General features: G+C 46.7%; 18 protein-coding genes and 1 other RNA gene. 15 read left to right on the forward strand and 4 right to left on the reverse strand.

What is annotated here, in order from left to right:
• Window positions 1-16: 16 nt before the first annotated feature.
• The 4 genes from MTR82_RS02310 to MTR82_RS02325 all read left to right on the forward strand — a co-directional run bounded on the left by MTR82_RS02310 (window position 17) and on the right by MTR82_RS02325 (window position 3,625).
• The gene (locus tag MTR82_RS02310; protein ID WP_246807547.1) at window positions 17-1,393 is read left to right on the forward strand and encodes a M1 family metallopeptidase; all 1,377 of its coding nucleotides are present in this window, start codon (window positions 17-19) and stop codon (window positions 1,391-1,393) included.
• 310 nt (window positions 1,394-1,703) lie between these two features.
• Window positions 1,704-2,117, forward strand: a complete 414-nt coding sequence (locus MTR82_RS02315; protein ID WP_246807548.1) for an Rrf2 family transcriptional regulator — start codon at window positions 1,704-1,706, stop codon at window positions 2,115-2,117.
• 4 nt (window positions 2,118-2,121) lie between these two features.
• Window positions 2,122-3,054: an NAD(P)/FAD-dependent oxidoreductase gene (locus MTR82_RS02320; protein ID WP_246807549.1), complete on the forward strand. Its 933-nt coding sequence runs from the start codon at window positions 2,122-2,124 to the stop codon at window positions 3,052-3,054.
• Window positions 3,044-3,625: a class I SAM-dependent methyltransferase gene (locus MTR82_RS02325; protein WP_246807550.1), complete on the forward strand. Its 582-nt coding sequence runs from the start codon at window positions 3,044-3,046 to the stop codon at window positions 3,623-3,625. The genes MTR82_RS02320 and MTR82_RS02325 overlap by 11 nt, the downstream gene beginning before the upstream one ends.
• Window positions 3,626-3,846: 221 nt before the next feature.
• Here MTR82_RS02325 and MTR82_RS02330 read toward each other — a convergent pair whose 3' ends face one another.
• Window positions 3,847-4,215 (reverse strand): hypothetical protein, encoded by a 369-nt coding sequence (locus MTR82_RS02330; protein WP_246807551.1) that lies wholly within the window; start codon window positions 4,213-4,215, stop codon window positions 3,847-3,849.
• Between the two features lie 94 nt (window positions 4,216-4,309).
• Window positions 4,310-4,534 carry an RNA polymerase sigma factor gene (locus MTR82_RS02335; protein ID WP_246807552.1) on the reverse strand — a complete coding sequence of 75 codons (225 nt, stop codon included), beginning with the start codon at window positions 4,532-4,534 and terminating at the stop codon, window positions 4,310-4,312.
• A 154-nt stretch (window positions 4,535-4,688) separates the two neighbouring features.
• On the opposite strand from MTR82_RS02335, the gene MTR82_RS02340 reads away from it, so the two are divergent.
• Complete coding sequence (locus tag MTR82_RS02340) at window positions 4,689-5,153, forward strand: lysozyme inhibitor LprI family protein (RefSeq protein WP_246807553.1); 465 nt, start codon at window positions 4,689-4,691, stop codon at window positions 5,151-5,153.
• Between the two features lie 110 nt (window positions 5,154-5,263).
• Here MTR82_RS02340 and MTR82_RS02345 read toward each other — a convergent pair whose 3' ends face one another.
• Both MTR82_RS02345 and recU read right to left on the reverse strand, forming a co-directional pair.
• On the reverse strand, window positions 5,264-8,008 hold the full coding sequence (locus tag MTR82_RS02345) for a penicillin-binding protein 1A (protein WP_246807554.1): 2,745 nt from the start codon (window positions 8,006-8,008) through the stop codon (window positions 5,264-5,266).
• 32 nt (window positions 8,009-8,040) lie between these two features.
• The gene (gene recU, locus MTR82_RS02350) at window positions 8,041-8,637 is read right to left on the reverse strand and encodes a Holliday junction resolvase RecU (RefSeq protein ID WP_246807555.1); all 597 of its coding nucleotides are present in this window, start codon (window positions 8,635-8,637) and stop codon (window positions 8,041-8,043) included.
• A 191-nt stretch (window positions 8,638-8,828) separates the two neighbouring features.
• Here recU and MTR82_RS02355 point away from each other — a divergent pair, with 191 nt between their 5' ends.
• From MTR82_RS02355 to MTR82_RS02400, 10 genes are all read left to right on the forward strand, one after another.
• Window positions 8,829-9,197: a YppE family protein gene (locus MTR82_RS02355; protein ID WP_246807556.1), complete on the forward strand. Its 369-nt coding sequence runs from the start codon at window positions 8,829-8,831 to the stop codon at window positions 9,195-9,197.
• Window positions 9,190-11,460, forward strand: coding sequence for a DEAD/DEAH box helicase (locus tag MTR82_RS02360; RefSeq protein WP_052651434.1), 2,271 nt, complete (start codon window positions 9,190-9,192; stop codon window positions 11,458-11,460). The genes MTR82_RS02355 and MTR82_RS02360 overlap by 8 nt, the downstream gene beginning before the upstream one ends.
• A 7-nt stretch (window positions 11,461-11,467) precedes the next feature.
• Window positions 11,468-12,715, forward strand: coding sequence for a ribonuclease H-like domain-containing protein (locus MTR82_RS02365; protein WP_246807557.1), 1,248 nt, complete (start codon window positions 11,468-11,470; stop codon window positions 12,713-12,715).
• A 65-nt stretch (window positions 12,716-12,780) separates the two neighbouring features.
• Window positions 12,781-13,074, forward strand: a complete 294-nt coding sequence (gene gpsB / locus MTR82_RS02370) for a cell division regulator GpsB (RefSeq protein ID WP_052651436.1) — start codon at window positions 12,781-12,783, stop codon at window positions 13,072-13,074.
• A gap of 48 nt (window positions 13,075-13,122) precedes the next feature.
• An RNA gene (rnpB, locus tag MTR82_RS02375) (RNase P RNA component class B) lies at window positions 13,123-13,501 on the forward strand.
• 79 nt (window positions 13,502-13,580) lie between these two features.
• On the forward strand, window positions 13,581-15,329 hold the full coding sequence (locus MTR82_RS02380) for a putative bifunctional diguanylate cyclase/phosphodiesterase (RefSeq protein WP_246807558.1): 1,749 nt from the start codon (window positions 13,581-13,583) through the stop codon (window positions 15,327-15,329).
• Window positions 15,326-16,462, forward strand: coding sequence for a THUMP domain-containing class I SAM-dependent RNA methyltransferase (locus MTR82_RS02385; RefSeq protein WP_052651438.1), 1,137 nt, complete (start codon window positions 15,326-15,328; stop codon window positions 16,460-16,462). The genes MTR82_RS02380 and MTR82_RS02385 overlap by 4 nt, the downstream gene beginning before the upstream one ends.
• A gap of 50 nt (window positions 16,463-16,512) precedes the next feature.
• Window positions 16,513-18,420: an ATP-dependent DNA helicase gene (locus tag MTR82_RS02390; protein WP_246807559.1), complete on the forward strand. Its 1,908-nt coding sequence runs from the start codon at window positions 16,513-16,515 to the stop codon at window positions 18,418-18,420.
• A 54-nt stretch (window positions 18,421-18,474) separates the two neighbouring features.
• The gene (locus MTR82_RS02395) at window positions 18,475-19,980 is read left to right on the forward strand and encodes a carboxypeptidase M32 (protein WP_246807560.1); all 1,506 of its coding nucleotides are present in this window, start codon (window positions 18,475-18,477) and stop codon (window positions 19,978-19,980) included.
• A gap of 98 nt (window positions 19,981-20,078) precedes the next feature.
• Window positions 20,079-20,837: an SDR family NAD(P)-dependent oxidoreductase gene (locus MTR82_RS02400; protein ID WP_246807561.1), complete on the forward strand. Its 759-nt coding sequence runs from the start codon at window positions 20,079-20,081 to the stop codon at window positions 20,835-20,837.
• The last annotated feature ends 28 nt before the right edge of the window (window positions 20,838-20,865 follow it).

The raw sequence follows: 20,865 nt of genomic DNA on the forward strand, positions 1-20,865 counted from the left end.
CGAATGGAGAAATGGCATGAAGAAATGGATAGGAGTTGCAGCAGCTATTATAGTTGCAGGAAGTATGCTGTTGTTTGCAGCCAATGGATGGTGCCTAAGCGGCTGCCATAAACAAGGAAAGCCTGAAAAGATTGGTGCTGACTATGAACTGAAACTGGTGATGGACAAAAAAGACACAATCAATGTCAATGCCGCGATCACTGTGGCCAATTCATCTGAAAAATCTTTAAAGGATGTCGGCTTTTATTTGGTGCCCCATGCGATGAATTCAGCAGAGACCCCATTCTATGAATACGGGGATGCAGCGCTTAAGATTTCTTCGGTTTCAGTTAATGGAGAAAAAGCGGACTATCAATTAGACAACAACGAATTGCTGGTAGATTTGGAAGAAAGCCTGGGACCGCAATCGACCGCCGAAGTGGAAATCAATTACAGAATGCGTCTGCCAGAGTACGGCATGCGGTTATCTCAAGTGGAAAATAATTATTATTTGGCCCATTGGTACCCGATGCTTGGGATTTATAAAGATGGCTGGGTGATCGAAGATTATGATCCAAAAGGGGAATCCTATGATACGGGATATGGAAAGTATAAAGTGAGCTACCGGATGCCGGAAGAATATTTGGTCGCCACTTCTGCAGAAGACGGCCAAATTGCCCCAGCCGATTCCGGCACAGTAGAAGGCGAAAACATCAAGGATTTCTATATGGCCCTCCTGGATCCGGAGGAATGGGAAACAGAAACGATCCAAGCCGATGACACAGAGCTGCGGGTGTTTGTGCCAACTGGCTCGGAAATCCTTGAGACGACGGCGGAAATGGCGGCGGACGCCTATAGTTACTTTGAAGAACGGATTGGCGATAATCCGAACCGGGAATTGGATATTATCGCAAATGACGGCTATATGGAATATCCGAACGTTATTGAAGTGGCGTCAGAGCGAGAAGCGATGGAGTCGGTGCTGATCCATGAAATAGCCCATCAATGGTTTTATTTCCTCGTGGGCAATGACCCTTTCAGGGAGGCTTGGCTTGATGAAAGCCTGACGGAGTTCACCAGCGCACTGTACATCAGCGATCAGAACGGGGATGCTGACAGCGGATTTCGCGATGCTGCGTTTGCAGAAGAGGCCTATCCGACAGAAAGATACGCCAATATTCCATTGGACGATTTTGAGGAGACGGCTTATTATTCCACTATTTATGGCAAAATCCCGATGCTTCTCAAGGAGTTTTTTGAAGCAAACGGAGGAGCGGAAGCGGCATTTGAGTTTTTATCGGCCTATTATAACGAATTTCAATACGAGCAAGTCGACAGCGGAGCATTCAAACAATTTTTTGAGGGGTACTTCGAAGAAGATCAAAGTGAGTTTCTGGACAGCTGGCTGAAATAAAAAATATAAGATGATAGTAAAAGACGACCGGAAAAGTATTCCAGTCGTCTTTTTCGTACTATGGATTTTAACGTTGCTGCGGACGCCGTAGGATAAATCTGCCGTTAAAAGCAATCGATCCGACGACGAAGAGTTCCCTGGCAAGACAAGTCCACGGGGGATTCAGTTTTATCGAAATACTTATGCTTCCAATTAGACACATAATCTACAAAAACGAAAAGAACGGCTTTGACAATTCTAAACGGAAGTGTTATTTTAATTAAAGACAACAAGAGTCTTTAATATCTTTTATCAATCGGAGGGATCAGGAATGAAGTATTCAAATGCTACCAATTATGCGCTCCATACGATGCTCCATTTAATGCGGGAGCCTAATGAAAATGCGGTAGGGGTGCAGGAATTGGCAGAAATGCAGAAGCTGTCGCCAACGTACCTTTCGAAGATTTTGACCAAGCTGACAAAAGCTGGGCTGATTGAATCGGCTCCCGGCGCAAAAGGCGGGTACAAGCTGGCAAGAAATCAAAACGACCCTTCTTTTTATGATGTGATCAAAGCAATTGAAGGAGAGGCGAATTTGTTTGATTGCACGATCCATCATGAAGGCTGTCTGATTGAGAAAACGATGCGGCAAGCGGAAGAAAATATGAAACGGGAGCTACAGGGAAAACGCTTGTCGGATCTTATAAAGGAAGTTGAGCAGCATAAAAAAGCACAGAGGAGATGATGAGATGATATTGGATTGCGCAGTCGTTGGAGGAGGGCCGGCCGGGTTGAGTGCATCGCTGATCCTTGGCCGGTCCCGCAGAAAAGCTATTCTTTTTGATGACAACAAGCCTAGAAATAGTGTGACGGATGAAGCCCATGGCTTTTTGACGAGAGATGGCATCGATCCGCAGGAATTGAAACGAATTGCCCAGCACGAATTGGGCCGTTATCCAAGTATACAGATTGAAAAGCAGCGCGTTAAGGAAGTCAAAAAGGTAAATGGGCTATTTCAACTAACAACGGAAAACGGAGACGGTTTTCAATCCCGTAAGCTGATATTGGCAACAGGAATGAAGGAAATTCTGCCGGCTGTAGAACGGATAGAAGAGTTTTACGGAACAAGCCTATTCAGCTGCCCCTATTGTGACGGATGGGAACTGAAAGATCAGCCGCTTGCTGTCATTTCTGAAAATCAATGGGCTTTCCATATGGCGAAGCTCGTTTCGAATTGGTCGAGTGACCTCATCGTTTGCACAAACGGAAAAGCGATGCTGACAGGTGAAGAAAGAAGGATCTTGAACAGCCGGGGCATCACCATCCGGGATGAAAAAATCAAATCGTTGCACGGAACATCAGGCAAGCTGGAAGAAATCGAATTTGCCGGAGGAGAAAAAGTTCAGCGGACAGGCGGATTCATCACGCCTGATTGGCAGCAAGCTTCTTCGATCGGACAAATACTTGGCTGCGAATTAAATGACCGTGGGGGAATCAAAGTAGATGCTTCGAAACGCACGACAATTGAAGGTGTTTTTGCCTGTGGAGATTCAGCGACCGAGGGACCGGCACAATTGATGATTGCCGCTTCGGAGGGCAGCCAGGCAGCTTTCAGCGTAAATGCTGATTTTATAGAAGAAAAGTACGCTGAAAAAGAAGGAGATGGCATTAATGGAAAATAATTTTGCAAAGCACACGCATCATCATAATGGAAAAGTCGCTTATTTGGAAAGTGCGGCTAGAAGGGCTGAGTTTTCGCCGGCTCAATTGTTGGACCGGATGCCGCTACGGAAAACAGACAACGTGCTGGATTTCGGAGCCGGAACCGGCTATTTCACGCTGCCGCTCGCTAAAAAGCTGGAAGGGACGGTTTATGCGCTCGATATCGATGGCGCGATGCTTGAAATGATCCGCACCAAAGCCGAGGAGCAGCAAATCCCGAATATCCAGCTCATTCAGGGGGAGAGCAATCGCATCCCGTTGCCGAATGCTTCGATTGATCATATCGTAGCGTCTTTAGTGCTTCATGAGATACATCCGCTAGAGGAGACCTTGCAGCAATTCAGGAACGTTTTGAAAATAGGCGGTTCTCTTGTCTGCCTTGAGCTTGAACCAAAAAGAGCAGCAAATGAAAAAGCTCCTCGCATCACATATGCAGAATTGGAAAGAAAACTGGAAGGCAGTGGGATGAGAATCATCAAAAAACAATTTCTGACGGATGACCTCTACTTGATGATTGCCGAAAACCAATAAAAAAATTTGGTTCTATTATAGACATTACGAACCTTTAATAGATTTTATGATGCTTGAAAAACCGCCTTTACAATGGAGGGCGGTTTTGTAAAAGCTAGCTGCACTTCTTGTTCTGCCAAATTTACCTGGCTGAAATGCCTCGACCGATTGAGCAGCTCGTTACGCCAAGCTTACGGCTGCTTGCAAGAAGCAGAAAAACACTTGAATACGGCGGGAAAATTTCAGATGTTCTCTAATATCGTTACACTCAAGCCTTGTGGATCTTCAAATTCAATGTTCTGAAGTTTCCCGCCATCTCCAAATTTAGCCATGCCCGTCATCGGGAAGCTCTCGGAAACGCCGAAGCTATTTGTAAATTCAACTTGAAATTCAAGCTCATATTGGGACGGTGCGTCCTGGGTTTTTTCGATTTCAACGGCTCCTAGCCGGAATTGGTAAGAAGAAGACTCCTCGCCCAAATGGTAGAAATAAGCGTAAGGCACGAACTGATCAAAACCGCTTGCTGTGAAATAAGGTCCATACGTTTTTTCAAGAAATTCATAAAGATAAACGGCTTCAGAATCTTCGCTAGATGCGGAGCCTTTCCCCAATATTCGCTCGTTTGTTCTTTTTGCGCAACCATTTCTTCAAGAGCGGGAAGGCTGCTAGCATGATCCTCTTCGTTTTCCATGCTGAAAAAACGGATCATCTTTTTCTTCTCAAAAAATCATACGTAACATTTCGCGCAATTTTCAATAGCCAAGTGGAAACAGAGGATTGGTGGTTGAATGACTTTAAGTTTTTAAACGCTTTATAAAATGTTTCTTGCGTTAAATCTTCTGCATTTTCTTTCTGTCTGATCAGCAGAAAAATATAGCGGTACACCCGGTCGCTGTGATCCAGGTATAGTTGTTCAATTTCTTCTTCCATACATTTTACTCCCCGTGTACATAATAGACGATGATGAGAAAAAAAGTATCGTTTTTTATGGAATTGCTAAATTGATGGAAACTGTATATATTTGATTCATTAGGAATAAGCAGTACTAAAGGAATGATGTATTGTTGGAGGCCGTTATGAAAAAATGATTTATCTGTTTGTCGCTGCAGGATTGCTGAGCGGCTGCACCACTATTGGAAAAGAAGCTGTGCCAAGCGAAGAAGAGCCGCCGGCAGAAACAGCGGAGTTGGCAGAAGAGGAGTCCGCGCCTTCGCTTCCGGAAAATCAATCGATGGAGCGGGAAACCGTGGAGGAAAACCCGAAAGCTTATTATTTGCTGGAACTGGAACGAATCGATCTGGCCCTTGCAAAACTCGAAAATTCGTATAAGAATGGTTCGACCGCTGCATTGAAGGCAGGTGAGGCAGAATCGCTCAGACGATGGGACAAAGCCTTAAATGAAATATACAGCGTAATTCGAAGCCAATTGAGTTCAGAAGAAATGGAAGAGCTGCGGCTTAAACAATTGGATTGGATTTCAGTGCGCGAATTGACGAAAGAAAGATGTTTTTTCCTTGTAAATACGTACTTAAAAGAAGATGCAATTTGAGGCGTTTTTTAAAATGATTTACATAAGTTGAATGCGTACCGATGAATTGTGCAATAATAAAAGACCGGCCCATCTGGTAATCAGATGGGCCGGTCTTTTTGATTTGATTTTTATGGCTGGTCATTTTCTTCCGGTGGGGTTGCATCTGGAACAGAGGCTGGATTGGCATCGCCTTCGCCTTCACTGTCTTCAGGTGGTGGAGGAGGCGTTTCGCCATTGCCATTGCCGCCGCCATTGCCGCTATTTCCGTTGCCATTATTCCCGCCGTTTCCATTGTTTCCATTATCGCCATTATTTTGGCCATTGCCATTATTGTTGCCGTTATCGTTTGAATTGCCATTATCGCTATTGCCATTATCGCTATTGCCATTGTCATTGCCGTCCGGATTTTCATCTTCCGGCGTTTCTACTGGCTCCTCAGGCTCTTCAACCGGTTCCTCTTCTTCAACCGGCTCTTCCTCGATTTCCTCTTCAGGAGCTCCTGCGACTTCTACTGCGACAGAGGCAGGGTCGCTTCGGAGGTCATCGCTGACCGCTGTAACGCGGAACGTATAAGTTTTGCCTTCTTCCAAGCCGCTGAAGGAATAAGCCCGGTCGCCGGTTGTGGTCAATACGGAACTATTGCCATCCACTTCAACAGCGACTTCGAATGCGACGCCTTCCGTAATATCGTAATTCCAAGTCAGATTCGCCGTTTGGCCGTCTACAGAAGCGCGGAGGCCGGACGGGGCATCCAATTCTTCCTGGACGAATTCTTCGGATACTTTCGTCGGCTCTGTGCCGCGTACGAACAATTCAGTAGATCTTAAATTATAAGGTGTAAACGCACTGGCCAATCGCAATGGTGAACTTCCTGCTTCAATTTCCAGCTCGACCACGGATTCCGGCTTTTTGAAATTATCCGTATCGGCGCTCGAAGAAATTTTCGACATGGCGTTCGCGAACAACCGCTGCGCCAATAAACGCTCGTTTGAAGCGGTATCGATTCCAATTTCACGAGTAGGGTAGCCGCTCCATACCGAAACGGAATATTTGCTTGTATAACCTGCAAACCACACGTCCGGTGCGGAAGAAGAGTCAAGTCCATATTTCGCTAAGTCTTCTTGTGTGTAATTGGATGTACCGGTTTTGCCGGCAAGGTCTAATCCGCTAAGAGCCGCTTCTTTGCCGGTTGCACCCGGCACATTCAAGTCGACAACATCGCGTAGCATATCTGTGACCATGTAAGCGGTGCTGTCTTTCATTGCCGGAACCGATTCCGGTTTTACCACTTCTTCGGTTGTGCCGTCGCGGAACACCAGTTTCGTGATCGTATGCGGTTTAGTGTAGATGCCGTCATTTCCGAATGCTGCAAATGCACCGGCTAGATCGACTGTCGAAATGCCAGTAGATCCTAGGGCAGTCGATTCAAAAACATCGATATCCAGTCCAAGTTTGCGGACGAAATCTTTGGCGTCTTCAGCGCCGACTTCTTTCAAAGTTTTCACCGCCGGGATGTTGCGTGAGCGGTAAAGCGCTTCGCGGATCGTCATTCCGCCAAGGAAATTGCCGTCGACGTTGCGGACTTGCTGACCGCCTTCATAAGAGTAAGGTTCATCGACGATCGGCTGGCCGGTCGACCAATCCAAGTATTCGATTGCCGGGCCATAAGCCACCAACGGTTTGATCGTCGATCCGACAACGCGGTCGCGGGATGTTGCGTAATTGATGCGGACATCGCCGGAATAGTCGCGGCCAGCTCCGATAGCTCGGATTGCCCCTGTTTGGGTATCGACGATCGTCATCGCGGATTCGACTTTGTCATCAAAGAACAAATCAGACGACATCGTTTCATTGACTGCTTTTTGGACATCCGGTTCAAGCGTTGTATAGATGGTCAATCCTTCATCAAGCGAGTAATCGCCGCTCAAAGATTCCAATTCGCTTTGCACCATTTCCATGAACGCCGTGTATTCTCCCGTTGGCGCTTTCGGGCGGTTTTCTTCAGCCAGCAGCAATTCCGTAATCGGTGCCGCTTGGGCTTCTTCTTTTTGGGCAGTGGTAATTTTCTCGTGCTGTTCCATCAAGCTAAGCACGATGTTTCGGCGCTTTTCGGCAGCTTCCGGATGGTTGAAAGGGTTGTAATTGTTCGGGCTTTGCGGCATGCCGGCAAGCAGGGCCATTTCAGGCAATCCTAATTCAGAAAGGGGTTTGCCGTAAAAATGTTCTGCCGCAGTGCCGAAGCCGTACGTATTGCCGGACATCAGGATTTTGTTGAAATACATTTCAAAAATTTCTTCTTTCGTGTACTCCTGTTCCAGTTTATAGGCAAGGTACGCTTCCTGGGCTTTTCGCTTTAACGTTTTTTCGTTGGATAAAAACGAGTTTTTGATCACTTGCTGGGTAATGGTACTGGCACCTTGCGACCCGAAACCGCCGGTGATATTTGCTAAGACCGCTCCGCCTAAACGGATAACATCAATTCCGGAGTGTTCATAGAAACGGTTATCTTCAGTAGCCAGAATGGCGGCTTCCATTTCTTTTGGAATGTCTTCGTAATTGACGTAGGTCCGGTCTTCCACGGTCATAAATGGTATTTCCGTTTTGCCGTCAGCGGCTAAAAATTTAGGGCTGATCGGATCCCGCAGCAATTCTTCATCGAGATCCGGGGCGCTGCTCGCGTAATATGCGAATAATCCGAGTCCGGACAGCAATCCGACGACGCCGATCAAGACGACGGCCAAAACAATCCGTTTGATCCAGCTTGCGCCGGAAGAGGCTTTCTTTTTCTTCTGGCCCGGCTTTTTCCGTGCTGTTTTCTTTTGTTGTTCGAGTGCTTTTCTGCGTTGTTCACGCGAAACTGGTTTTTCGCTCACAATCGGTTCCTCACTTTCGTAAATGCTTGCATTTAAAGATTTTGCAGAATAGGCAGGTAGTCTAAGCGCGGGAAAGCGCCTGGCTTCACTTCTATTGCAGTTGCTTCCAATTCATTCAAGGCGATGGACTTTCTTCCGCCCATTATCATCCGGTTCCAAAAAACTTCGAGATCTTCAAAGCGGATGATGAAATAGCGTTCCAAGGAAGAAAAACGGATGATCATGAAGGCCACACCCTTTTGTTTAACGACTTGGGCCATATGATGAATTTGGTGGTCATGGATGTTTTTCAAAGGAAAGGAGGTTTTATTTTCAGTTTCCTTTGCTTCGAAATCAATGTATTTGCCGTTCCATACACCATTGTAGTCAGTGGTAGAAGGGGCTCTGAAATAAGCCTCTCGAATAACCGCTGCACTCCTCGACGGATATTCCACTTTTACGATTTGGACTGGCACCGGCTTTTTATGGATGACGGCTAGACCCATTTGCAAATAATAATCATTCGTTTCGTTCAATTCATCCTCTAATGTCTTACCCCGGTTGCTGAAAGAAAAATCCTTTTTCTTTTTGGCAACGGGCTTTTCTTTCGAAGGAATGAACTTTTTTCCGTTTGGATAATTTATTGCCATCGTGATACACCTCACTCCATCTATCATATCACACGGATTTAGACGACGCCGTTGTGGAAAGGTTTCAAAAATTGCTAGACTTATAATAGCGGAATGGCTTCCAAATGCCAACTGAAAAGAATGTCTGTTCGATAATATTCGTCTGCCTATTAGGAATATGATAAACTATTGGCAACGGAGGTGGCAGATTTATGACAGTAAGAGAACTTTCTTCCACGCTATTCGATGAATGCGGGAAATGCCAGGACCGGTTTTTTGACATGCGCGAGCGCGATGCCGAACCGGATTTTTACAATGATGTGAAACCATATGCCGATCATTGGCATGAACTGATAAATGAATGGCAGCGGGAGTCGCTGCTCTATATACAGCAGCAGCGGCCAAAGCATGTGCACAAACCGCAGATCGATACGGCTGCTGAAGGAATGACGCAATTTTTTGTCCAAAGCTTTTACAAAGATACCAGCAAAAAGCGCTTTATCCAAACAATACAGGCTGCCCAGTATACTTTGCAGACATTCATCCGGGCGATAGACGAAAAGAGCGAAAGCGATGATTAAACGAAAAAAACTTCCCGAACTGATGGAAGAGTGGAAAACGGAACCCGATATGATGGAACGCATCGTCCATTGGCATACGAAAGAGGAAAAGCCGGCGATGTATGCAGAATTTCCAGAAGGAATGCACGATAGCTTAAAACAAGCGCTTAAGAAAAAAGGGGTGGATAAATTATATACCCATCAACGCGAAGCGTTTGACCTCGCTGTGAGTGGCAAATCGTTTACCGCCGTGACACCGACGGCTTCCGGCAAATCGTATTGCTACCATTTGCCGGTGATCCACAAAATTTTAAGCGATCCAGGGGCACGCGCGCTCTATCTATTCCCGACAAAAGCGCTTGCGCAGGATCAAAAAAGCGATCTTCATGATTTGATCGAAAAGATGGAGCAGGATATTTTGTCGTATACGTACGACGGCGATACGGCACCGGCGATACGGACGAAAGTCAGAAAAGCGGGCCAAATTGTCATCACGAATCCGGATATGCTTCATTCCGCTATCTTGCCCCATCATACAAAATGGGTTTCATTATTCGAAAACCTTCATTATATAGTCATAGACGAACTTCATACGTATAAAGGGGTATTCGGCACGCATGTAGCACATGTGATACGGCGCTTAAAGCGCATCTGTGCATTCTACGGCAGCGATCCGGTGTTTATCTGCACATCGGCAACGATAGCAAATCCGAAAGAACTGGCGGAGAATCTGACAAACACCGAGCATGTTTTGATTGACCAGAACGGAGCGCCGTCCGGCAAAAAGCACATCGTTTTCTACAACCCGCCCATCATCCATCCGACATTCGGCGTGAGAAGAAGTGCGGTGCTTGAAGTCCGGGACTTGGCGACGCATCTCGTCAAACAGAATATCCAGACGATCGTTTTTGCAAAGAGCCGGGTGCGGGTGGAAATGCTCGTCACCTACTTAAAAGCCATCACGAAAACGAAGCTTCAGGACGAATCCATTAAAGGCTACCGGGGCGGCTATTTGCCGACGGAGCGGAGAGCCATCGAAAAAGGGCTGCGCGACGGGACGATCAAATGTGTTGTCTCAACGAATGCGCTTGAACTCGGAGTAGACATCGGGCAGCTTCAAGCGTGCATCATGACCGGTTATCCGGGAAATATCGCAAGCGCTTGGCAGCAAGCGGGCCGGGCAGGAAGAAGGCAGGATGAATCGTTGGTGGTCTATGTGGCGCAATCCACGGCGCTCGACCAATACATCATCAACCATCCGGAATATCTGCTGGACCAGACGCCGGAAGAAGCGAGAATCCACCCGGAGAATATCATCATACTTATGGATCATTTGAAATGCGCTTCTTTTGAATTGCCGTTTTCAACGGACGATCAGTACGGGGAATTTGACGTCCAGGAATTGCTGGAATATTTGCAGGAAGAAGGGGTGCTTGTCCGGACTTCTGACCGTTGGCATTGGATGAGCGACCGTTTTCCTGCACATGACATTTCACTGCGGTCGGCTTCTCAGGAAAACGTGGTCATCATCGACCAATCGATTCCGGCGAACACGAAAGTCATCGGGGAAATGGACCGCTTCAGCGCCATGACTTTGCTGCATGAAGAAGCAATTTACCTTCATCAAGGAACCCAATTTCAAGTGGAAATTTTGGATTGGGAAGAAAAGAAAGCGTACGTACGCGAAGTGGATGTGGATTATTTTACCGATGCGAATTTAGCGGTCGAACTGAAAGTGATGAGCGAAGACAAGACGCGCAAGCTGAATACATCAGATGTCCAGTTTGGGGATATAGCCGTTCTTGCGATGCCGACGATTTTCAAGAAGATCCGGTTCGACAGCCACGACAACATCGGTTCCGGCCCGATTTCGCTGCCAGCAGAAGAGTTGCACACTTCTTCGACATGGCTAAGCTTCGAAAAGCCGGAAGATTTTTCAGACTCTGAGCTATCGGATACGATGACAGGCGCCGCTTATGCGATTGAATCGTTCATCCCGATCTTTGTCCAATGCGACCGGAGAGATGTCCATGTTGTGCCGCAAGTAAAATCGCCGCATAACGGCATGCCGTCATTTTTTATCCATGATTCCTACCCCGGCGGCATTGGCATCAGTGAACGCATCTACGATCTCTGGCAGCCCCTGCTCGACAAAGCGCAGCAGCATGTGGAAGAATGCCCTTGCCTTGACGGCTGTCCGGCATGCATCGGAGCCCAGGAAGCGGCGATCAGCATGAAAAGCCACGTCATCGATTTACTGAGCGAGCTCCGCAAAGAGAGGTGAGCAGCGAATGTCATTTGAAAGCAAACTACTTCAGATGAAAGGCATGCTGAAAAAGCAGCCCGTGAAAAAGAAACAGCCGAAAGCAAATGAGCGTCCGGTGCACGAAGAAAAATGGAAGAGCATCGGACTCGAGCTGAAAGAAAATAAATTCGGATTTGTTTATGAAAAAAAGATCACCTACCCTTTGGACACCAGGCACGGGAAAGTGAAGCTCAACGAACTCGACCGTGTGCTGGCAGCATGGCAAGAAGTTTCCTTCGATCATCCGTTTAAATTGAAGACGGATGATAAAATTGTATTTTTTGATACGGAGACAACCGGACTCAGCGGAACAGGCGCCTATATTTTCCTGATCGGTTTGCTGGTCAAACATGAAAGCAGTTTCGAAATGGTTCAATACATCATGCCCGACCCTTCCAATGAAGCGGCTTTTCTTTATGAAACAGGCCTATGGAAAGAAGAGCAGCCAATCATTTTTTCCTATAACGGGAAAAGTTTTGACTGGCCGCAGCTGATGTCGCGCTGGACGATGCATCGCCAGATTTTGCCGAAGCTGCCGACGCCGGTCCAGATCGACCTGTTCCATGGCACGAAACGGATTTGGAGAAATGAATTGGAACGATTGAAACTGAGCACAATCGAAGAAGAGAAATTGGGCTTTGCGAGGGAAGGCGATGTGCCGGGCTATCTGATTCCGCCGATTTATTTGGATGCTGTGAAAAGCGGCTATCCGGATGGGCTTGCAAAAGTTCTTTTCCATAATGAATTGGATATTTTGTCGTTGGTTTCTTTATATGTCCTGTCATCGGATCTGTTGATGGAAGATTTGGAGACGGAAACGAGCGGTGCCTATACCAATATCGGCAAATGGTACGCAGACTTAAAGCAGTATGACCAAAGTGCGGCTTATTTGGAGCATGTTGCCCTGGAGCGCGGGAGTTCTGCTGCGATGGCACGGTACCTGCTGGCAATCCAGAAAAAAAGGGCCGGTTTGCACAAAGAGGCCCTCCGCTTATTCAAGGAAGCGGCGCCGCATCTAAGAGGGACGGTCGAAGTAGAAGCCTGGATCCATGCTTCGAAATTATATGAGCATCAGCTGAAAGATTTGAAGCAAGCGGCAATCATGGCCGGATTTGCAAAGGAAGCTAGCGAACACACGCAAGTGCGGCTTTCCCTTGTGAGTGATATTGTGAAAAGACAAGCCCGCCTCGAAGAAAAAATTCGAAAAAAACGTTCTGAAGTGAAGAAGATATAAAGACCTATAACCTGCCTTATGCTATACTTAGCGTATGGCAGGCTTTTTACGGAAGGACGATTAAAATGGACAATAAATTTACAGCTAAAGATATCTTAGAAAAAGATTTTAAAACTGGAATGCGCGGTTATAACCAAGACGAAGTCGATCATTTCCTGGATGAAATCATTCAAGACTATGAAATTTTCGCAAAAAAAATCGAACAACTGCAAAATGAAAACAAACGCTTAAAAGCAGAATTGGAAGATATGCCGCGCAAACAGGCGACTCCAGCACCCGGAACGACGAATTTTGACATCCTTCGCCGGCTGTCTCATTTGGAGAACCATGTTTTTGGCAACAAATTGAATAACGAGTAATTTCATTGTAATCTTTCCCGGAATAACGTATACTAGTAAAGCCATTTGAAATTCTGGCAATCGCTCCGGATCCTATCCGGAGAGGAAAGTCCATGCTCACACGGACCTGCGATGGCCGTAGTGATCGCGCTTAGCGAAACAATAAGCTAAGGCAGCTTAACAGCTGACGGCGGGTAGAACGCCTAAGTCTTCGGATATGGCCGAAATACCCTGAAGGTGCCACAGTGACGGAGCTGCATAAGAAATTATGCAGGTGGAACGAGGTAAACCCCGCGAGTGAGAAACCCAAATTATGGTAGGGGCACTTTTCTAAAGGAATTGAACTGAGGAAGAGGCAAGCGTTCAGTTTGCAGATAGATGGTTGCCGTCCACTAGTACGAGGGTCAAACCGTTCGAGTACGTGGAAGACAAAACATGGCTTATAGAATTTCTTTTGGCTTTAAATTGCTTATTAAAAGCTCTCCGGAAGGGGAGCTTTTCTTCTTATACTATTAGAATCGTGGTGTATGGTTTTGGTCGAGCAAGCTTTCATCAAGAACTCTGCAATTTCAATTTCGAAGTTTCCAAAAGATTTGCCTGAGAAAGTCTTTACGAAAGTGTCTGAAGGCATAATGGTGACAGACCTCCAAAAAAGAATCGTGCATGTCAACCCGGCTTTTGAACTTGTGACGGGATACGACCGGGAAGAAGTTTTGGGGCTCTCTCCTAAAGTTCTGCAATCGGGTATTCACGCACAAGATTTTTATCAAAAGATGTGGGCGAAAATGAATACGGATGGCGAATGGAGCGGAGAAATATGGAATCGCCGAAAAAATGGCGAAATCTATCCGGAATGGCTGAACATTACCGCAATTACTGACGACAAAGGCATGGTCCGGAATTATTGCGGAATTTTCTCTGATCTGACGGACCGGAAATCTTCCGAAGACGAACTGAAGAAAATGGCTTTGACGGATTCGCTGACAGGCGCTTCGAATCGCTATGATTTTACAGAACGCATGCAGCAATTGATAAAAACCTCGAAAAAATATGAACTTAGCCACGCTCTCCTGTTTTTGGATCTGGACCGCTTCAAGCAAATCAATGATTCTCTTGGACACGATATGGGCGATCTGCTGCTCATGAATGTAGCAGAACGCATCAAAGGCCTACTGAAAAACAAAGACATTCTGGCGCGCTATGGCGGAGATGAATTTGTCGTAGCTTTGACAGCCATCAAGCATCCGAGAGAAGCTGCCAACATGGCGGAAAAAATCATTGAAGTGCTGGAAACGCCTTTCCAGCTGGCAGGAGAAGAAATTTACATTTCGACAAGCATCGGCATCAGCCTATATCCGATTGACGGCATGACACTCGATGACATGCTGAGAAAAGCCGATAAGGCGATGTACTTTGCGAAACAGAATGGACGCAATCAATATTGTTTTTATTTCGAAGATCTGAAAACGGCATCGAAACGGCTCGTTTTGATGGAAGCAGAGTTGCGGAAAGCGATTGAAAACCGTTCGTTCAACATGCATTATCAGCCGAAAGTCGATATCAGCACACAACAAGTGACGGGTTTCGAATCGCTGATCCGCTGGGAAAGCGAAAAGCTTGGCGTGGTGTCGCCCGCTGAATTCATCCCGTTTGCAGAAGAAACCGGGCTGATTATTTCACTAAGCGAAGCGATTATTGAATCAGTTTGCCGGGACTTTGTTGAGCTGAACTCTAAAAACAGCTTAAATGTCCCGATTTCGATCAATATTTCCAGCCTGCATTTTCAGCAGGCCAATTTCGTCGCTTCGCTAAAGGCGATTTTTGAAAAAATGAATTGCCGACCGAGTTTTTTTGAACTCGAATTGACTGAACATACCATTATGGAAAATGTTGTAGAAACTACGGTGAAACTGCATGAATTGCGGGACCTTGGGTTTTCGATAGCCGTCGATGATTTTGGGACAGGCTACTCGTCGCTAAGCTATTTAAGTCGCTTTCCGATTGATCAATTGAAAGTGGACGGCAGCTTTGTGAAAGAGATTGTCTCGATCAAAGAAAATGAATTCGTCGTGGATGCCATTATCAATTTGGCCCATAGCCTCCGTCTGACGGTGGTTGCTGAAGGTGTGGAAACGACTGAGCAAGTGGAGCTGCTGGAAGAACTCGGCTGTGATATGATTCAAGGCTATATTTACAGCAAGGCGATGGCGGTAGAAGAATTGCCCGCATTTATCGAAATTTGGAATATCAAGCAACAGGAAAGGGCGTCAATATGACCACATTTAAATTACTGGCTACAGCTGCAATGGGGCTCGAATCGATTGTAGCAGATGAAGTAAAAGAATTAGGATACGAAACAAAAACCGATAACGGAAAAGTGTTCTTCGAAGGCGAAGAACGCGATATCGCCAAAGCCAATCTTTGGCTGCGTACTGCTGACCGGGTAAAAATCATCGCGGGTGAATTCAGTGCCTATACATTTGATGAATTGTTCGAACGCACGAAAGCGATTGAATGGGAGAAATTCCTGCCGGTTGATGCCAATTTCCCGGTGCAAGGGAAATCGGTGAAATCAAAACTTTACAGTGTACCGGACTGCCAGTCCATTGTGAAAAAGGCGATTGTTGAACGGCTAAAAAAGGCGTATCACCGCAATTCGTTCCTGGACGAATCGGGTCCGCGCTTTAAAATTGAAGTTTCCATTTTGAAAGACAAAGTGCAGCTTTCGATCGACACAAGCGGAGCTGGCCTCCACAAGCGCGGCTACCGGCTGGACCAAGGGGAAGCGCCTCTTAAAGAAACTTTGGCTGCTGCTCTTGTGAAATTGTCTCGGTGGACGCCGGACCGTCCGTTTATCGATCCGTTCTGCGGTTCTGGAACGATCGCGATTGAAGCAGCGATGATCGGACAAAATATCGCACCCGGCTATAACCGCGAATTTGACAGCGAACATTGGCCATGGATGAAGGAAGAAATGTGGGAAGAAGTGCGCAACGAAGCGGAGGAACTGGCGAATTATGATCAGCCGCTCGATATTTTAGGCACAGACATCGACCATCGAATGGTCAAAATCGCAGAAGCAAATGCACTGGAAGCAGGCTTCGGCGACTTAATCCAATTCCAGCAGCGCCAGCTGAAAGATTTCACAGCGCACGGTGAAAACGGAGTAGTCGTCGGCAACCCACCATATGGGGAGCGGATCGGAGAAATTGAAGAAATCGAAGAGATGATCGGTGACATGGGCCGGATTTTTGCCAAATACCCGTCATGGTCTGTTTACATGCTGTCGTCAATGCCTCGTTTTGAAACGCTATACGGGCAGCCGGCCACTAAGAAAAGAAAATTATTCAACGGATTTATCCGCACAGATCTATTCCAGTTCTGGGGCGAACGTCCAAAAAATAAATGACAGGATAACGGAAGGGCTCATGCCCTTCCGTTTATCTGTGAGGAGAATATATGAGACAACCTATACCATTTCCATTATCGAAAGAGAAGACATTCTTTGAGTCATTGAATGATTGGATCGGGGATATCTTTTATGATGAATTGCCGGATAAAGGCTTTGATCTCCGGGACGAGCAGATTTTCATGGCTTTCCAAATTGAGCAGGCCTTAAAAGAAAAATCGGTGTTGTTTGCAGAAGCAGGCGTCGGAACCGGGAAAACGCTCGCGTATCTGCTCCCTGCCATTGCTTACGCCCGCTATACCGGCAAACCGGCACTCATTTCTTGTGCAGACGAGACATTGATCGAGCAGCTCGTAAAAAAAGGCGGCGACATCGACCGCCTGAACTCCTTATTCGATTTGAAAATGGACGTTAGGCTAGCGAAGTCGAGAGACCAATATCTATGCCTTCAGCGACTTGAAGGGGCTCAAAAGCGCAGCGACGCTGACTTTTTGGATGATATCGAGTTCAGTCTTCCGGAATTTGTCAATAAAACGTATTCGATGCAAAACACCTATCCTTACGGCGAACGGTCAAGCTATCCCGAAGTGACGGATGAGGAATGGCAGCAAGTCAATTACCATCCAATTCAAAACTGTGCAGCCTGCGAATTGCGCAATAAATGCGGGCAGACGATTCACCGCAACCATTATCGCCAGGCGACCGATCTGGTCATTTGCTCGCACGACTTTTTAATGGAGCATATTTGGACGAAAGAAACGCGCGTCCGCGAAGGGCAAACGCCGCTCCTGCCGGAAACTTCATTGATTGTATTGGATGAAGGGCATCTACTGGAATTTGCAGCGCAGCGGGCGTTAACGTATGAAGTGCAGGAAATGACGCTGCTCAATGTGACCGAACGCATTATGGTCGACGGCGTCCGTGAAAAAACGTTAAATATGATCGAGCGGACCATCGATTTGCACAATGAGTTTTTCCGGGAACTTCGAAACTGTGCGATTCCAAGCGATGAAGATCGCCAAGGCATCCGCAAAACGGCTCTGCTCCTTTCCTTAGGAAAAGAATTGATCGCTTTGATTGATGACTTGATGGAGGAGTTCGTGTTTGAAAGTGAGCTTTACACGATTCCGGAATACGATTTGAAAATCGCAGAAGAATATTTCGAGCTTTATACGTTCTCCATGCGCTTATTTGTGGAAGAAGGCGATGCCGTCAACTGGCTGGAAGTGAAAGATGAAATCGAAACTTTGGTCATCATGCCGCGTCTCGTGACCGACATTTTAGATGAAAAACTGTTCGACGGAAAAACGCCGATCATCTTCTCATCTGCGACCCTGTCAGTTCAGAAGGATTTTACCTACATCGCAGACAGCCTAGGCATTGATGATTTCCAGTCGTTTTCAGTGCCTTCGCCTTTTGAATACGAAGAAGTGATGAAAATCGTCAAGCATCCGCTTCAACAAGAGGATAAGTTTGAACGCGTATATGATCTATTTTCTACAGGGGACCAGACATTGGTGCTTTTCAAATCGAAAATCGATATGGAGCAATTCAAGCAATCCTTGCCGCTCAGCCATCAATATGCGATCGAATTTGAAGGAGACCGGGAATTATCGACGGTCGTCAAAGAATTCCAGGAAGGCAAATTCCAGGTATTGTGTTCATATCATCTATGGGAAGGACTTGATTTGCCGGGTGAAGCATTGACAAAAGTAATTATCGTCGATTTGCCGTTCCCGCCGAAAGATCCGGTATTTGAAGCGAAGCGCAATTTCAGCTCCAATCCGCTGGAAGAAATTGATTTGCCGTTTATGCAGCTGCGCATCCAGCAAGGAATCGGCCGCTTGATCCGTACGTCAAACGATTACGGGGAAATCCATTTGCTGCTGAATGAAGAAGAGCTGGCTGTCGAACATTTATGGCAGGGAATTCTGCCGGTGCCGGCTGAAAATTTCTAATCCCTTCTTCCTGCTTATGATACAATTATTAGGCAAAGAAGATGTGGGGGGATTATGTTGACACTTGAAAAACAGTACAAAGACCATGTGAGCAGAATGCAGGCCTACAATGAGGCGCTTTCCTTATTGTATTGGGACCTCCGTACAGGAGCGCCCAAAAAAGGGACGGATCTCCGTTCTGAAACGATTGGCACATTATCTTCCGAATTGTTCGCGTTATCCACATCCGATGAATTCGGCCAATTATTGACGGATTTGGAAGCGGATCTCGCTGGCTTGAGCCGCGTGATGCAGCGCTCTGTTGAAGAGTCGCGCAAAGAATACGACCTTAGCAAAAAAATTCCGCCTGAAGAATATAAGAAATACGTCATCTTGCAGTCCAAAGCGGAGTCGGTTTGGGAAGATGCAAAAGCTGCTGCTGATTTTTCGTTATTCGAGCCTTACTTAGAAGAGCTCGTTTCGATGACGAAGAAAATGATCGGCTATTGGGGCGAAAAGAACGGCAGCGCCTATAACACATTGCTTGACCAATATGAGCCGGGCATGACGACTGACATTCTGGATGAAGTTTTCGGCAAACTGCGGAGCCGCATCGTGCCGTTGGTGCAAAAAATTGCAGCTTCGGAAAACAAACCGGAAACGGGCTTCCTATATGAGCATTTTCCAAAACAAGCGCAGCGGGATCTCAGCATTGAAATCCTGAAGCAATTGGGCTATGACTTTGAAGCCGGACGCTTGGATGAAACAGTCCACCCGTTCATGACAACGATCAACCGCCGCGACGTTCGGGTAACGACGAAATACGACGAACAGGATTTCCGTACGGCAGTCTTTGGGACGATCCACGAAGGCGGGCATGCCCTTTATGACCAGAACCTGGGGGCGGATCTTTCCGGCCTTGCGATTGAAGACGGGGCTTCGATGGGAATCCATGAATCCCAGTCGCTTTTCTTTGAGAACTTCATCGGCCGCAACAAAAACTTTTGGACAAGCAATTATGATTTATTGAAAAAATACGCTCCAAAGCAATTTGAAGCGGTAAGCCTCGAAGATTACGTGCGGGCCATTAATGAATCGAAACCTTCCTTGATCCGGATTGAAGCGGATGAACTGACGTATGCGTTGCATATCATGATCCGCTATGAGCTTGAAAAAGGGTTGTTCAACGGGGATTTAGCCGTGAAAGATTTGCCGAAGCTCTGGAACGACAAATACGAAGAATATTTAGGCGTACGCCCGTCAACTGACGCAGAAGGCGTGCTGCAGGATGTGCACTGGGCAGGCGGAAGCTTCGGCTACTTCCCGTCCTATGCGCTTGGCTATATGTACGCCGCCCAATTTAAAAATGCGATGCTGAAAAGTTTGCCGAATTTTGACGAGTTGCTGGCTAAAGGCAATATCACGCCGATCCGCGAATGGCTGACCGAAAACGTGCATCAATACGGCATGTCGAAAAAGCCGTTGGAAATCCTGGAAGATGCAACAGGGGAAGGGTTGAACGCCGATTATCTGGCCGCTTACCTGGAAGAGAAATATTCGGAGATTTATCAGCTGAATTAAGTAGTGATAGGAGCCCAAAAGCAGTTGCTTTTGGGCTTTTTATTTTCCTTCAGCCATTTCCGAAGAATTTTGATTATAATAAATACAGGAGGGATTTTATGTTAAAATCATTCAGTTTAGAAGGCAAGACTGCGATCGTGACAGGAGCAGGAAAAGGGATCGGGAAAGCGATTGCAATTGCAGTGGCAGAAGCGGGAGCAAACGTGATGCTCGTTGCGCGGACAGAGGCTGATTTGATTGCTGTGAAGCAGGAAATCAATAACGGCCGGACCGATTATGTCGTTGCGGACATTACTTCGAGGGAACAAATTCAGCAAGCGGTGGAAAAAACAGTGGACCGTTTCGGGAGAATTGATGTGCTTGTGAATAATGCGGGCATGAACATCCGATCTTCTTTAATGGAAGCGACAGACAGCGAATGGCAGAAGATCATGGATACGAATGCGCACAGCGTTTTCATGTTTTCACAAGAAGCTGCCAAACAAATGGAATCCGGTGGCTCGATCATCAATATCAGCTCGGTCGGCGGGGAACGTGCGCTGAAAACAGGCGTCGTTTACGCAGCTTCCAAAGCGGCGATCATCCAGATGACCAAAGTGATGGCGATGGAATGGGGCCCGAAAAACATTCGCGTCAATGCGATTGGCCCTTGGTACTTTAAAACGCCGTTGACGGAAAAAATATTGGCGGATGAAGACTACTTGAATTCCATCCTGGCGGTCACTCCGATGAAGCGGGTAGGCGAACTGCCGGAAGTGGCGACGCCGGTCGTTTTCCTGGCTTCGGATGCGGCAAGCTATATTACCGGCCAAACATTGTTTGTGGACGGCGGCATGTCCATACACGGATTTTCGTAAGCCGTCTGAAGGGGTTGGCCCATAAGTC

The organism is Planococcus ruber, assembly GCF_022819085.1.
GTDB lineage: Bacteria > Bacillota > Bacilli > Bacillales_A > Planococcaceae > Planococcus > Planococcus ruber.